Annotated in this window: 12 protein-coding genes; 5 read left to right on the top strand and 7 right to left on the bottom strand. The window is 56.0% G+C overall.

Translation table 11 applies throughout. From position 1 onward, the window contains the following. Positions 1-159 precede the first annotated feature (159 nt). Complete coding sequence (locus tag MKX42_RS25785) at positions 160-1167, top strand: glycoside hydrolase family 130 protein (protein WP_340755667.1); 1008 nt, start codon at positions 160-162, stop codon at positions 1165-1167. Positions 1168-1369: 202 nt separating this feature from the next. Here MKX42_RS25785 and MKX42_RS25780 read toward each other — a convergent pair whose 3' ends face one another. Beyond that, complete coding sequence (locus MKX42_RS25780) at positions 1370-2572, bottom strand: ROK family protein (protein WP_340755666.1); 1203 nt, start codon at positions 2570-2572, stop codon at positions 1370-1372. A gap of 203 nt (positions 2573-2775) precedes the next feature. After that, positions 2776-3231: a CBS domain-containing protein gene (locus MKX42_RS25775; RefSeq protein WP_036696539.1), complete on the bottom strand. Its 456-nt coding sequence runs from the start codon at positions 3229-3231 to the stop codon at positions 2776-2778. Positions 3232-3350: 119 nt separating this feature from the next. On the opposite strand from MKX42_RS25775, the gene MKX42_RS25770 reads away from it, so the two are divergent. Continuing rightward, complete coding sequence (locus tag MKX42_RS25770; protein WP_340755664.1) at positions 3351-3785, top strand: MarR family winged helix-turn-helix transcriptional regulator; 435 nt, start codon at positions 3351-3353, stop codon at positions 3783-3785. A gap of 96 nt (positions 3786-3881) precedes the next feature. On the opposite strand, the gene MKX42_RS25765 is transcribed toward MKX42_RS25770, so the two are convergent. Both MKX42_RS25765 and MKX42_RS25760 read right to left on the bottom strand, forming a co-directional pair. Beyond that, positions 3882-5387 (bottom strand): amidase, encoded by a 1506-nt coding sequence (locus MKX42_RS25765; protein ID WP_340755662.1) that lies wholly within the window; start codon positions 5385-5387, stop codon positions 3882-3884. Between the two features lie 104 nt (positions 5388-5491). Then, positions 5492-6073 (bottom strand): LOG family protein, encoded by a 582-nt coding sequence (locus tag MKX42_RS25760; protein WP_340755660.1) that lies wholly within the window; start codon positions 6071-6073, stop codon positions 5492-5494. 582 nt (positions 6074-6655) lie between these two features. Between MKX42_RS25760 and tyrS the strand changes: the two genes are divergently transcribed. After that, the gene (gene tyrS, locus MKX42_RS25755) at positions 6656-7915 is read left to right on the top strand and encodes a tyrosine--tRNA ligase (protein ID WP_340757821.1); all 1260 of its coding nucleotides are present in this window, start codon (positions 6656-6658) and stop codon (positions 7913-7915) included. A gap of 846 nt (positions 7916-8761) precedes the next feature. Here the strand turns inward: tyrS and MKX42_RS25750 are convergent. Both MKX42_RS25750 and MKX42_RS25745 read right to left on the bottom strand, forming a co-directional pair. Next, the gene (locus tag MKX42_RS25750; RefSeq protein WP_340755658.1) at positions 8762-9250 is read right to left on the bottom strand and encodes a YfbM family protein; all 489 of its coding nucleotides are present in this window, start codon (positions 9248-9250) and stop codon (positions 8762-8764) included. Positions 9251-9292: 42 nt separating this feature from the next. Then, positions 9293-9478 (bottom strand): hypothetical protein, encoded by a 186-nt coding sequence (locus tag MKX42_RS25745; RefSeq protein WP_340755656.1) that lies wholly within the window; start codon positions 9476-9478, stop codon positions 9293-9295. Positions 9479-9699: 221 nt separating this feature from the next. Here MKX42_RS25745 and MKX42_RS25740 point away from each other — a divergent pair, with 221 nt between their 5' ends. Together MKX42_RS25740 and MKX42_RS25735 are read left to right on the top strand one after the other, a co-directional pair. After that, positions 9700-10731, top strand: coding sequence for an FIST signal transduction protein (locus MKX42_RS25740; RefSeq protein WP_340755655.1), 1032 nt, complete (start codon positions 9700-9702; stop codon positions 10729-10731). A gap of 16 nt (positions 10732-10747) precedes the next feature. Further along, complete coding sequence (locus MKX42_RS25735) at positions 10748-11908, top strand: methyl-accepting chemotaxis protein (protein ID WP_340755653.1); 1161 nt, start codon at positions 10748-10750, stop codon at positions 11906-11908. A gap of 423 nt (positions 11909-12331) precedes the next feature. Here MKX42_RS25735 and MKX42_RS25730 read toward each other — a convergent pair whose 3' ends face one another. Beyond that, on the bottom strand, positions 12332-14320 hold the full coding sequence (locus MKX42_RS25730; protein WP_340755651.1) for a beta-galactosidase: 1989 nt from the start codon (positions 14318-14320) through the stop codon (positions 12332-12334). Positions 14321-14479 lie beyond the last annotated feature (159 nt).

The following is a 14479-nucleotide window of genomic DNA, read 5'->3' as shown; positions in this document are numbered from 1 at the left end:
TGGTCATATTCACAATATCAGCTCTGATGCGCTACTAGCTGAAAATGGAAGATTTCATGTGAACATTCTATAGATTAACCATGCAATATGATGCATAATAGGGATGCAAAGTCACTGGTTGCGCTTTCATCTATTAACTTACAGAGGGGAATCTGCACAATGAACGATCTGACAACAGGCACGCTGACTTCAAGTCCGGTAATGGTCCGGCATCCGCTTAACCCGATTCTGAAGCCTTCTGATGTACCCTATGGACCGGCCATGGTATTCAACGCCGGGGTGACAAAATTCAAGGGCAGATATGTCATGGTGTTCCGCAATGATTATGGCGATGAGAGCAAGGGAATCGTGGCTCCTCATCATACGACCAATCTGGGCCTGGCCTTCAGCGATGACGGCGTAAGCTGGGAGGTACAGCCGGAGCCCTGCTGGTCCTGGCATGATGAAGAGGTGGTCCGGGTGTATGACCCGCGCCTGAGTGTCGTCGGAGACCGCTGTTATATGTGCTTCGCAGTCGATACGCGTCACGGGCTGCGCGGCGGGATCGCTGTCACTGACGATTTCCGTTCGTTTGAAGTGCTAAGCCTGTCGCTGCCGGATAACCGCAATATGGTGCTCTTCCCGGAGATGATCGGAGGCAAGTATGTAAGGCTGGAGCGCCCGCTTCCGGTGTACAGCCGGGGCGGCCGCGACCGCTTCGATATGTGGATGAGCGATTCCCCTGATCTGAAGTACTGGGGGAACCATAAGCTGCTGCTGGCCGTTGAGCAAGTGGCTTATGCCAATGACAAGGTAGGTCCCGGTGCCCCTCCGGTGAAGACGGACAAGGGCTGGCTGACCACCTTCCATGCGGTGGATCTCGACCCTGCCCGGGGCAAGAACGGCTGGGAGGACACCTGGAAGAAACGCTACACCGCCGGTATTATGTTGCTGGACCTCGAAGATCCCAGCCGGATTATTGGCCGGGCGGCAGCACCGCTGCTGGTGCCCGAAGCGGTGTATGAAACGGCAGGCGGCTTCCGCAACGATGTGATTTTTCCCGGCGGGATGATCCTGGAGGACTCGGGCGAAGTCAAAATCTATTACGGTGCAGCCGATACGGTGGAGTGTCTGGCAACGGCCCATGTGGATGATCTGCTCCGGCTCTGTCTGGAGCCAGGGGAATAAATAAGATTGGAAGCTCGCTACCTCAATAGGAGTCACCAGTGCGGAAATCCTGCACATACTGCAACAACACAGCTCAAATTAGCACCGGTTCGCCGAAAATCCTGCAAAAGGTGCAACAATGCCGGAGCCCAACCAGCACCGCAAGCGGGACGAGGTGTATAAATACACCTGATTCGGCCGGAAGCGGGCGCTCCGGGCACCGTCAGCTTGTCAACTGGTGCAGCACCAGCGCACATGCTCCTGCTGCAACTGCACGCTCGCCCAGGCTGCTCCGGGTGAAGCGGACGTTGTATTGTCCGCGGTAGTAGGTCCGCTCCAGAGCGATCCGTGTGGCCGTCTCATAGAAATCTGCGGCGAGGAACAGCGGGCCGCCGAGGATAACCTCCTCCGGGTGGAGAATATTGATCAGATTCGCCAGCCCGATGCCGCAGGCTACCGCCATCTCATCGAATAACCGGACCATCACCGGATCGCGCTCCTTGAGCGCTTCCAGCAGATGGACGAATTCTAAAGCCTCCTCATGCTCTGCCAGAGCACGGAGGCTTGTGCTGCTGTCCAGCCGCCAGGCCTCGCGGGCCTGCCCCTCCAGCGTCCGGACCGACACATAGCTCTCCCAGGCCCCGGCGTTGCCGCCGGGAATCTGCGGCGGCACTCCCGCGCGGTCAATGATCATCTGCCCGACCGCTCCCTCGGTATCGGTTATGCCGTAGAGCAGCCGCCCATCGTTCATAATAGCGGAGCGCAGGCCGATTCCGGCATGGAGATAGAGAAGGTGCTGCTGCATCCGGTTGCTGCCGGCCCAGTATTCGCCGAGCAGTGCCGTATTGGCTCCATTATCCAGATAGACAGGCACCCCCAGGCGCTGCTCCAGCTGTTCCTTGATATGTACTTGTGACCAGCCCTCAGCAGGAAAACGGGCCGGATTCAGGATAACTCCGGCTGTGCGGTCCAGCGGACCAACCGCGCCGATGCCCAGACCGGCGACCCGGCTAAGCTGGACAGAGGCTGCGTCAAGCATCTGTAAGCCTTGTCTGTGGAGCGACTCCATTAGAAGCTCGGGGGTAAGCCCTGCATCCATGCTCCAGGTATGCTCGCCCAGCAAGCGCAGATGAAAGTCCGTCAGCACAAGCTTGGCATGGGTCCGGGAGATCTCCAGTCCGAGCAGATAAGCGTAAGATGGATTCGTCTCATAGAGGGTAGGGCGGCGTCCTCCGGTGGATTCGCCGAAGCCGACCTCAACCAGAAGCTCCTGGGACAACAGTTCATCCAGGATGCGTGTTAATGTGCTTATGGTCAGTCCGCTTTCGTCCAGCAGGGTCTGCTTGGAGACGGTACCATGTTTTCTGACCGTGAAATAGATCTCTCTGGCTTTGGGATTGGCGATGACTTCATGAATAGGCAGCAAAGATGGTTCTCTCCTTATGAAAAGACTATACCTGACGAATGGACTACATCTGCTTCAACAATGACATAAAAAGCAGGGTGCCGCAACTATCACAAGCAGAGCGTAAGTGCCATTTCGAACTTGTAGCCGCTGCCGGGGAAAGACGCAGGACGGTCAGGCAGCATATGAGGATAAGCAGGCGTTAGTGGAGGGGATTGTTCATCCTAGAGCAGCGCCTTGAAGGAATGGCGGATCACATCGCCGCGGCTGATGATGCCGACCAGCACATGGTTCCGTTCAACGGGAACCTTTTTGATTTGCTTTTTGCCGAGGATGGTGGCGATGGCTTCAATATCTTCTTCGGCATGCACAGTGATGACCTTCTTCTTGGCGATAGCCATTACGTTCAGACCCAGCAGCTTCTGCGCCCGTTCCTCGAACAGATCATTATCCCCGACGAACACATTAATCTGGAAAAAAGAATCCACAATCAGATCCTCATGTCTGCCGATGTAGCGCATGATATCCCCGTCGCTGAGGTAGGCGACAATCTCATTCCGGTCATTCACGACAGGCATACCGCTGATCCGGTGGGCAATACATTTCTCAATAAAAGTCCGTACGGTGTCCTCCTGCTTAACCTTGTACACCTGACGGACCATGAACTCATGGGCTTTCATACCGGTTCCCCCTGAAAATTAGCTTTTGCAGAAATAAGTTGTATCATGAAAGTATATACTTGTATTATACAAGTGGAAAGAGTAAAGTCAATGGATAAAAGAGAAGAGGGGCAACCGGCATGGACAAACATTCAATTGAGACAATAGAGCTGGAAATGGCGGTTCTGTTCCGCCGGCTCACTTCAATTACCACGTTCAAAAAAATCGGCAATCTGGATCGTGCGGCCTACCTGCTGCTGCATCACATTGCATCTCGTGAAGGAACTGCCGGGATAAAGGCAATCTCCGATGAGTTTCAGTTGGATATTTCTACGGTCAGCCGGCAGGCTGCCTCACTGGAGAGTAAGGGGTACATCACCCGGGTAGCGGACCCTGTGGACGGGCGGGCTTATTCGCTGCAGATTACGGAGACGGGCCAAGCGAGTCTGGAGGAGAACCGGCAGGTCCGGCAGGAGATGATCGAACAACTGCTAAAGGGCTGGTCGGAGGAGGAGGGACAGCTGTTCGGGGAGCTGCTGCAGAAGTTCAATGCAACTTTTCTGGAGGAAGGCTGATGAGGCGCGCAGAGATCACAGCATAAGGGCCGTCCGCAGCGTGAAGTAACGCTGCGGACGGCCCTTTGCATAGTATTCAGGGAAGCGGAACAGGCCTCAAGCAAAGCCTGCATTCCCGCTCATCCCCACCCATAGCGGGGATTGCTCCAGACAAGCGGCGAGCTGGAGCAGCAGGTCTTCGCGTCCCTTGGAGGCCATAACCTGGACGCCGATCGGCATTCCTTCGGCTGTAAGATGCACCGGCACGCTCATGGCGGGCTGGCCGGTCAGATTGGCGAGCTGGGTGAAGGGCGTGTAGGTCAGGCTCGGCTCGAACATCTCGTAGATCATCCGCCGCTGCGCGTCCTTCGGCAGCCCGCTGACCTGCATCAGCTCCTCTGTCTCCGCCGCAGTCTGGGTCAGTTCTCCAACCTTCGGCGCGGAGTCTGCATTGGCCGGGGTAATATACAGATCGAAGCGGTCCATCAGCGCGGCCATCTGCGCAGCGGCTACATCCCATTCGTGCAGACTGTGTACGAATTCTGCCGCCGAGACCTGCTTCCCGGCTTCGGCCAGCACCCAGGTGACAATATCCACTTCCTCTGCTTTAATTGCACGACCCATGGCGCTCTCCAGCGAGAGGAACATGGCAGATACTTCTCCTGCGTTCATCGTATAGTAGTTGTCCATCAGCCGGACCCCGTTGACCGGGCTCAGCTTCTCTTCTACCTCATAGCCCTCGGACTCCAGCCACTTGACCGTCTTCCGCACGGCCTCTACTGCCTCAGCAGATACCGGTGTTCCCACTGGCGAAGCGGTGGTGAAGGCGATCCGCAGCTTCCGCTGCGCAGGCTTCAGCAGATCGTCCAGATAGACGCCCGGATACAGCGGCGTCTGAAAAGCCGCTTCCGGCTGCACCACCTGCAGCAGATCCAGCATCGCGGCGCTGTCCCGCACAGAGCGGGTAAGCGCAAAATCAATCGATGCGCCCTGCCACTGGCGGCCGATCCCCGGGCCGACCGGCGTGCGCCCGCGCGTCGGCTTCAGCCCGAACAGGCCGGTGAACGAGGCCGGTATGCGGATGGAGCCGCCGCCGTCACTGGCTCCGGCGGCCGGGACGATCCCGGCGGCAACCGCTGCCGCCGCACCGCCGCTGGAGCCGCCGGGTGAACAGGCGGGGTTCCAGGGATTGCGGGCCGGGCCGTGGAGGAGGGGTTCGGTGATATTTTTGAGCCCGAATTCCGGCGTATTCGTATGGCCCAGCGGAATGAAGCCGCCGCGCCGGATACGGGCCACATAGTTAGAGTCCCGCTTCGCGACATTGTCCTTCATCAGCAGAGCGCCCGAGGTCAGCGGTTCGCCGCCAATCGCCTGGGAGATATCCTTCAGCAGGAAGGGGACGCCGGCGAACGGACGGGGGGTATCCCCGGAATCAAGGGGCATCTCCGCAGCCTCCTTCAGCGCGGCCTCCCGGCGGGTACGTATCACCGCATTCAGCAGCGGATTTACCTCATCCATCCGGGCATAGGCGGCTTCCACAAGCTCACGCGCAGAGACTTCCCGTGCCTTCACTAGGGCGGCAAGCCCCAGCGCATCATAACCGGAATAAGCAGACAACGACATAGGTATAACCTCTTTCTGGCAGGAACAGGCAGGCTACATAGCGGTCAGGCTATAGCTGCAGTCTCGCGCATAGTATATTGCGTGATAAGGAGGGCAGAGACTTTTCAAGTGCGCTCATCTGTAAGATATTGTTTCACTGGAGGCGGCGTATACTCTGCGAACTGCTGCAGAATGCCCTCCGGCGTGGCAGCGTTCAGCATGATGGAATGATGCTTCTCCTGCATGAATTGTTCCCGGGCCATGTTGCTGAACAGGGCAATCAGCGGATCATAATAATGATTCACATTAAGCAGTCCGCAGGGCTTCTGATGCAGGCCGAGCTGCGCCCAGGTGAAGATCTCGAAATACTCCTCCATCGTGCCCGGGCCGCCCGGCATAGCAATGAATCCGTCCGCCAGCTCAGACATCTTAAGCTTCCGTTCATGCATAGAGTCCACCATGATCAGCTCTGTGAGACGGGTGTGCTCGATTTCCCTTTGCTTCAGAAAATGCGGCAGCACCCCGATCACGCGGCCTCCCGCCTGCATCACGCTATCTGCAATAGCGCCCATCAAGCCTACAGTAGCTCCGCCATAGATCAGCGTAATGTTACGTGCGGCAAGCTCCTTGCCGAGTAGAATAGCGGATTCCTTGTATACGGGCGAAGCCCCTTCACTGGAACCGCAGAACACTGCGATACTCTTCATAAGCTGCTGACTCTCCTTTATCTTAAGATAATGTAATGTGCTTTGAAGAACGGTTGTTTCCTCTACCTAATGTATCACGGATTCAGGTGCATGTAACATTTTTCTCGCTGCCGGAGCAGGCGGTTTACTTGCGGTGGTGCTCTGCATTGACAACCTTTTGCGGAGCGGCTATACTTTCTGTAATCTTATAGTTGGTATACGTTGAACGAGCCAGTAGCAGCCTTGTCCCTGTTCCCAGAGAGCCGGGGGTCGATGGAACCCGGTACACACAAGCGGACTGCGAATTACGCCTCGGGAGTATCTTGGGTAATGCCAAGCGGAGCTAAGCGAACGATAACTCGCCTGAGAGTGGTATGGACCTGCGTGCAGCACCAGGTCTGTGCAATTTGGGTGGTAACACGGTTAATGATAATCGTCCCTGTGTCTGAATAGACAAGGGGCGATTTTTTGTTGTCTGTGCGGATTTGCTGGCTGGGTGCGTGGCGGGCATAAACTTCAGAGGCTGCTGCGGTATGGCTGCTGTTTTTTTGACGGATACCAAGGGATATAGAACAATCATTTACACAAAAGGGGCTGTACATGTTGAACATTATCGACGAGCTATTGTGGCGCGATGCCATTAACCAGCAGACAGATGCGGACGGACTGCGTGAATTGACGGAGAGTAAGGCGGTATCGCTGTATTGCGGCGTGGACCCGACGGGCAACAGTATGCATATCGGCCACCTGATTCCATTCATGATGCTGCGGCGCTTCCAGCTGGCCGGTCACCGTCCGGTGATTCTGATCGGGGGAGCTACGGGAACGATCGGCGATCCGAGCGGACGCCAGAGTGAGCGCTCTTTGCAGACGATGGAGCAAGTGCAGGAGAATGTGGAGGCGCTGAGTGCCCAGATGAAGAAGCTGTTCATTACTGATGGCGACAATCAGGTGCGGATGGTGAACAACTACGACTGGACCAAGGATATGAACGTCATTGATTTCCTGCGTGATTTCGGCAAAAACTTCAGCATCAACACGATGCTCGCCAAGGATGTAGTCGCCAGCCGTCTGGACAGCGGAATCTCGTTCACGGAGTTCGCTTACCAGATTCTGCAGTCCATTGACTACCTGCATCTGTACCAGAACGAGGATGTGCAGCTCCAGATCGGCGGCTCGGACCAATGGGGGAATATTACGAGCGGCCTCGATCTGATCCGTAAAAAAGAAGGCAACGAAGCCAAAGCCTTCGGCCTGACCATCCCGCTTATGCTGAAGGCTGACGGCACCAAGTTCGGTAAAACCGCCGGCGGCGCCATCTGGCTCGATCCGAAGCAGACTACCCCTTACGAGTTCTACCAGTTCTGGGCGAACACCGATGACCGTGATGTGGTTAAATACCTGAAGTACTTCACCTTCCTGAGCAAGGAAGAGATTGAGGCGCTTGAGGAGAAGGTAGCCACCGAGCCGCATAAACGCGAAGCGCAAAAAGCGCTGGCCGAGGAAATGACCCGCTTCGTGCACAGCGAGGAGCTGCTGGAGCAGGCCAAACGTATCAGCGCGGCACTGTTCAGCGGCGATATCCGCTCCCTGACTGCGGACGAAATCGAGGAAGGCTTCAAGGAAATGCCGACCTTCACAGCGGGCAAGGAGACCAAAAACATTGTAGACTGGCTAGTGGACCTGGGAGTGGAGCCATCCAAACGCCAGGCGCGTGAGGATATTACTAAGGGGGCAATCTCGATTAACGGGGAGCGCGTGAATGAGCTGGAGACGGAGATTACGGCCGAAGACGCCATCGGCGGCAAGTTCATCATCGTCCGCAAAGGCAAGAAGAACTACAGCCTGGTGAAGCTGGTCTAAGTGGAAGCTTCCGGGCGGTTACCGGAAGGGTTGTTGCAGTTCGCCGGATGTTGAGCCAGATCTGGAGCGTAGTTAGGCTGGACGAGGCTGAGGGTGAACTGGAACGAGGTTGATGTGGTTAGGGTGAGCCTAGATGAGCTAGAGTGAGACAGAGATGAGTTAGATTGAGCTAGTTGTGCTAGAATGAGAGACAGATGAGTGTGATTTGGCTAGATGAGCAAGGGTGAGAATGGTGTTAAGTAACAAAGTGATTGGGCTATCCCGCTGTCAGCAGTGACGGGGATAGCCTTTTTTGGTGGTCGCGGAAGGTAAGACGGCCTCCCGCCTTCCTCCCTGATCACCGTAGGCCGGAAGCGTGGCTGGATATGATGAGATTAGTGGGATAAATCCCTCTAATCTTGCTGGAAGTAGGCAGAATGAGGAAATCAAGTGTATAAATCCCTCTGATTATAGCTGGAAGTAGGCTGAGCGAGGAAATCAAGTGTATAAATCCCTCAGCGAGCGAGGCAGGCGGATGGGAAGAGGTAGGCTGATGAGGTGCAATAGTGCACCCGAATTCGGCGCAAGCAGCCGAAACGAGCAAATGAGGTGCAATAGTGCACCTGAATTCGGCGCAAGCAGCCGAAACGATCGAATGAGGTGCATTAGTGCACCTGAATTCGGCGCAAGCAGCCGAAACGATCCAATGAGGTGCAATAGTGCACCTGAATTCGGCGCAAGCGGCCGAAACGAGCAAATGAGGTGCATTAATGCACCTGAATTCAGCCGAAGCGGCCGAAACGAGCAAATGAGGTGCATTAGTGCACCTCACCCGTCCAGCCCGCCATCAGGCGGGCGAGCCAGGCTTCAAAACAAATAGAAAATAATGCCTTTACCAGCAGCCACAGTCTGGCTGTAGAACCGCTGGATCTCGGTGAAGAACTGGAGCAGGTAGGCAAAGAACGCATCCGCATCATCGACAGACACCGTATCTGGGTCCAGCGGGTAGACCTCCTCCTCGGCCATGGTCCGGAAATCATATTGCTGGCGCAGCTGAGCTTCATCTAGTCCAGAAATAGCGTCAAGCGCTTCGGCCACTTGTCCGGCACGCAGGCAGAATGCCCCGTATGTCCCGAACTCAATACCCTGGTCTGAGTGTAGTGGAACTACATATCCGAGCGGTGCAGGTCCGTCCGATATATCTCCGCAGAGCAGGTAGTGAATCGCTTCCCAGGCGCGGTCGATATCCAGTCCCGGGTATTTGTCTATTTTCAAGCTCGCCAGCGGGGTGCTGCCTGCGGCAATTTGCTGCACCTGTTCATCTTCTATTGCAAAGTAATATCCGCGTATCGCCATTGTATCAGCCTTCCTTCCATCGTTGGGATAGAGTAGTTGTACTTAATCCTCAAGCAGCGCAAGCTTGTCTTCGAGTTCAGCAATCTTAAGCCGGATAGCTTCTGCCCGGGGCTCGTCCTGCGCTTTCACCGCGACTGCCAATTCATCGCCAGCTATGCCGATCTGATATTCCAGATACGTGTAGTCGGATGCGGCGGCAGGATGGGTGGAGCGTTGGGAATAGGTCATATGCCGAGGCCTCTTTTCTGTGATCTGTGATATATTCATGATACAGGGTTTGCAGGAACGGCTCAACCTTGTTACATGGGAACCCGGCATAGGCTGCGACATTGTTCACAGACAATGAACCTGGTTCTGGTTTTACCATAGATAGTATTGAAAATTATAGCTTAATTTTTCAGTAACAGTATGCGGGAGGAAATTCCGCAAAGGAAGGTTTGGTATACATAATGATTGCTGTATCTTTTAACACCTTGGACGAGGCCAGGCACCATCTGGAGGAGCTGGATGTGAACCGGGGGCTGGTGCTGTTCGCTGCGGCTGCGGCTGTCCGGGAATTATCCCGTCATGCGCCTTCGCGGGCAGTATTGTGCTCAACCAAGGGGGAATATACTCCGCAGGGCTACCGCAGCGGCGTAATTACTGGTTTTGAATATGAAGCCGAGATAGCAGATATTGTGGGCATTCTGCACCCTCCCGTGCTTAGCGCAAGTACGCTGGAGATTGCTTACCGCAAGGTCCGGGGCAATCCGAACGCATTTCTGATGCTGCTCTGTGACGGCACAGGCGGGATGGAAGAGATGCTGCTCTCCTCGTTGTATTTTATGAACCCGCAATTCAAGGTGATTGGCGGCAGTGCGGCTGACGATGAGCGCGGCGAGACTTACCTCTATATAGGAAACCGCCGGGTGCGGAACCTGGGGATTTATTTCAATATGCCTGCCCGCACCGCCCTGGTCAAAGAGAATATATATGTGCCGGCCTGGAAGACGCTGCTGGTGACAGAAGCCGATGTGTTCGGCAGACGGGTGTATTCCTTCAACGGGCGGCCTGCAGCCGGGGAATACGCGCGTGTCCTGGGCGTGCCGGAGAAGGAGCTGGCAGAGCATTTTCTGAGCAGCCCGCTGGGCAAAAGATACGAGGATGATCTGATCATAGCCTCCCCGAAGGCGGTTCATCCGGATGGCTCTGTCACATTTTACAGCCAGATTATGTCTAGTACTTATGTGGAGCTGCTGAGTTCAGCCGATCCGCTGGCAGTGCTGGAGGAGACGCTGGACGGCAGTCCGTTCAAGCCTTCGTTTGTCCTCAATATTAACTGTACGCTGCGGGACCAGCTGTTTACACGGGACGGTCTGTGGGGAGCTTTTGACGAGAAAATGCTTGGGTTCTGCGGCAACACTACAGGCTTCATCAGCTATGGAGAGCAATATTATACTAAGCATGCCAATCAGACTATGATTCTGCTGCTGGTTGAATAAGGGAGAGTTAAATCGGATGGAGTGGTTAAGCAAACTGCGCATAGCTTGGGGGAGAACCCCCTCTGCTGAAGGCGTTCAAAGTCACAGTAATACAAGCGGGTTAGCGGAGAGAGCCATGGCAGAGCATGTGATCGCGGCTAAGGATACGGTCGTATCAACAGAAACGGTTAAAGCAGAGGGAAAAGCCGCAGTAGAGGAAGCAGGCGCTAACGCACATGTACCTTACAGCGGTAAAGATAGCGAAAAACCCTCTGCACATGCTTCAGGCACGGTGTCTTATGGGGAACATGCTTATACCTTAGCGGAGCAGATCCGCCTTGAGACTGGAGCTATCCTGAAGGAAGAGGCCCAACTGGTGGAGGACTTCGAGGTCTTGCGGGCAGGCGGCGGGGAGATGATCGGCCAAATCGCCGGGACTCAGCAGCTCCTGGAGCATTTGAAGACCAACAACGGACAGACTGAAGATCTGATTAATGAAATGTATGGCAGCTTGTCCTACTCATCCAACAAAATCGAATTTGCCAAGGAAGCCAATATCCAGATCTCTGCGGAAATGCAGAAGGCCTCGGAGGTATTTACTGAGTTCGTTGCTTTGAATGAGGATCTGCGGGAGCATTTCCACAGCATTGAGCAGCTCGCCAAGATTATCACGGATATTGCCGAACAGACGAATCTGCTCTCGCTGAATGCGGCGATTGAGGCAGCGCGGGCCGGTGAGCATGGACGCGGCTTCGCCGTTGTCTCCACGGAGATCCGCAAGCTTGCTGACAGCACCCGCAGCCATGTGAAGGAGATCATGGGTTCACTCTCAGGAATGACCCGCGTCATGGAGCAGATTCACAGCAAGTCCGGGGATGGAACGCTCGCGATGAACGAGACCACGGCGAAGATCGGTGAGTCCACGTTATACATGAATGAGATTGTAGAAGCAGAGGAGCAGGTCTTCGAGCATCTGGAGAAAATCCAGGAGTCCCAGGAGAGCAGCATGGAGGATGTGGAGCAGATCAACAGCGACCTGCTGCGTATTCTGGAGAAATCGGGCGAGGACACAGACCAGTTCCGTAAGCTGGTTCTTACCGTTCAGAAGAAGGCCGACCATTACCAGCAGCTGCTGAATCATCTGCATCAGATCGGGCTGCTCCAGCAGGCGGAAGAAGCAGAGAAGATTAACGGATAATCAGATATGGTAAAAGGAAAACACCCGGCAGCGGGAGATACTGCCGGGTGTTTTTGTGTTGTTGCTGGGCGTGGGCCCAGGTAAGCGCTCCTCCTCTTGCTGGTGAAACACCGCTATGGGGGAGGGCCCGGCCAGTGTAATCTTCACGTGCTTTATGACCAGACAACTCGCGTATGATACGAGAGGGAAAGAGTTGGATAAACTCCATCTGCTGAGCGAGAATGGCCCTCTGCCAAAACAGCAATTGGATAAACAGCACTTAAATGAACCCATTTCCCCTAAACCAGCTTAAACAGACATAATTAGTTGTTGTTTATCCACTTGCCTCCGGAAATTTCTTGGAGACTAGCATAACAAGCTGCATTTTTCCATTTGTTGCTTGGAGGCGGCGCTCTCCGCCATCGGCAGGAGGATGTTCCATTATTACAGGGCGATCAGCCTGTATTCATAAGCGCTAAGCGATAGCGGCCCGGCAGGTACGGGAGTGCCGGTCAACACATCCTGCCCGCTGTGCGGCAGGGTGACGCTGCCGCCAAGCCCGTCCATGTTGACGAGCGTCCACAGTTCTCCGTCAGCGCCGCTTCTTGGGCAGAGAATGGTGCCTGGCGTGACATCGCTGCGCCGGGTGACCCCGGCGCGGGCGGCGTAATGCTCAATCAGCGTGCACAGCTGCTTGTCGCCCGCATCGCCCGAGGGCAGCGAGCCGAGCATCACGATGGCTCCCCGGCCATAGGGCTGCTCGGTCAGGTAGGCCAGGCCTGGCGTCCGGCCCTCCGTAATGACACCGATTACGGAGGCTCCGCCCGGCAGCGGCTCGAACACTGCACTCCACAGTGACAGCGGCGCGGAGTGGCCGAAGGCCTCCCCGATGCTGCCCGTCCCCTCCATCGGGTAGACGAACTTAGCGCAGACGCCGGCCAGGCGCTCCAGCTCACCCAGTGCAGCATCTGTATGCAGAGTATGCTCCGCCGTGCGCCCTCCGCTAAGCGGGCCGACGATCCAGATGCCGCCAGCCGCGGTGAAGGCGAGCGCCCGCGCCATGTATTCCGGCGACAGATAATGGATGTAAGGCGTGAACAGCAGCTTATAACCGCTTAAATCGCCGCTTTCCGGCAGCAGGTCACGGTGAATCCCCAGATCGAGAATCCGTCTGTAGAAGTCCCCGAGCAGAGAGCGGTAGTTGAGGTTCCGGTGCGGCTCCGTGGCCAGGAACGCCTTGGCCCGGTCCGAATAAGTAATCGCTACCTCGGCCTTGAGCGGCCGGGTATTCAGCATGTGCGGCTCAATCCGCAGCCTGGCGGCGGAAGCTGCACGCACATTGTCATAGCCGAGTGCAGGCTGGCCCCAGGCGCTGATAATCGAGCTGTGCGTCTGCTCGCTGCCGGTGCGCTGCTGCCGCCACAGCCAGTAGCAGAAGGCGCCTGCCCCTAGCGCGTAGGCAGCCACGGCTTCAGCGGTGAGATAGCCGTCCGGGTGCGGCTCGCCGTAGCTTGTAAGCGACGCGGCATAGGCCGGGCCGGTCTCCATCAGCCAGAAATCCCGCCCGGGCTTGAACCCGCGCCACAGATCACAGTTCAGCAGATAAGCGTGCCTGTTGGCCTGAGAGGCGTAGGTGTCGAACGAAGCGAAATCAAGCTCCCGGAACAGCTTCTCATTGTCCATATGAAAAGGGACATTGCTGTTGTGCGTGATAGGAGACCCGGAATAGCGGCGGATGATCGCCGCCTGTTCCCCTGCGAACTCCGCAATCTTCTCCATCTGAAACAACCGGTACTGGGTGACGAGCGAGGAATTATGCAGAAAAGGTGTAGCTACCGGCTGCGGCACCTGATCAAACCGCTGGTAGGTCTGGCTCCACACGCCGGTCCCCCAGGCATCATTCAGCCCGCCTATGCTGCCGTAACGGTGCTCCAGCCACTCCTGCCACAGGGAGCGGCAGGACCCGCACATGCATTCCGCCACATGTGCCTTCAGCTCGTTGTCGAGCTGCCAGGCGACTAGGCCGGGGAGCGGCCCCAGCACCCGGGCTAGCTCTTCCGTGATCAGCGCCGCCCGCTGCCGGAAATAAGGGTTATTCGTGCAGACATGCTGTCTGGACCCGTGGCTCATCACTGCTCCGTCTGCCCGGATGTGCAGGCGCTCCGGGTACCCGTGAGTCAGCCAGACCGGCGGGGTCGCAGTCGGCGTACACATGACCGTATCTATCCCATGGTCATGGAGCTGCCGGATATGGTCTGCGAACGGCCGGACATCGATAGAGTCCTCCTCCGGTTCCAGCAGCGACCAGATGAACTCCCCCATCCTTACCAGATTAATGCCCGTTTCCTGCATGAGCCGAAGATCCTGCTGCCGCTCAGCTTCCCCCCATAACTCAGGGTACCATGCGGCACCGTAATATAGCTTTTGTTTCATTCTTTTGACCTCCTTGAAACAGCCCCACACGGGCGATGTATTTTTACTTTTTTTGTCTATATCAATTGGATTTAAAAATATACAGACAGGGAAAGTGGCGGAAGGGAATTTTGGAGCTGGAGGAGCGGTAGCGTCCGCCTGAAAGCTTTCCGCAGGAAA

Origin of the sequence: Paenibacillus sp. FSL R7-0204, from assembly GCF_038002225.1 — a bacterium.
Taxonomy (GTDB): Bacteria; Bacillota; Bacilli; order Paenibacillales; family Paenibacillaceae; genus Paenibacillus_AQ.
Note: the sequence above shows the minus strand (reverse complement) of the source record. Positions and strands in the feature narration are given on the sequence as shown.

Excerpts from the sequence above, each read along its gene's own strand:
- MKX42_RS25785 (WP_340755667.1), top strand. The coding sequence starts at position 160 with ATGAACGATCTGACAACAGGCACGCTGACTTCAAGTCCGGTAATGGTC.
- MKX42_RS25775 (WP_036696539.1), bottom strand. The coding sequence starts at position 3,231 with ATGAAAGCCCATGAGTTCATGGTCCGTCAGGTGTACAAGGTTAAGCAG.
- MKX42_RS25770 (WP_340755664.1), top strand. The coding sequence starts at position 3,351 with ATGGACAAACATTCAATTGAGACAATAGAGCTGGAAATGGCGGTTCTG.
- MKX42_RS25765 (WP_340755662.1), bottom strand. The coding sequence starts at position 5,387 with ATGTCGTTGTCTGCTTATTCCGGTTATGATGCGCTGGGGCTTGCCGCC.
- MKX42_RS25760 (WP_340755660.1), bottom strand. The coding sequence starts at position 6,073 with ATGAAGAGTATCGCAGTGTTCTGCGGTTCCAGTGAAGGGGCTTCGCCC.
- MKX42_RS25750 (WP_340755658.1), bottom strand. The coding sequence starts at position 9,250 with ATGGCGATACGCGGATATTACTTTGCAATAGAAGATGAACAGGTGCAG.
- MKX42_RS25745 (WP_340755656.1), bottom strand. The coding sequence starts at position 9,478 with ATGACCTATTCCCAACGCTCCACCCATCCTGCCGCCGCATCCGACTAC.
- MKX42_RS25740 (WP_340755655.1), top strand. The coding sequence starts at position 9,700 with ATGATTGCTGTATCTTTTAACACCTTGGACGAGGCCAGGCACCATCTG.
- MKX42_RS25735 (WP_340755653.1), top strand. The coding sequence starts at position 10,748 with ATGGAGTGGTTAAGCAAACTGCGCATAGCTTGGGGGAGAACCCCCTCT.
- MKX42_RS25730 (WP_340755651.1), bottom strand. The coding sequence starts at position 14,320 with ATGAAACAAAAGCTATATTACGGTGCCGCATGGTACCCTGAGTTATGG.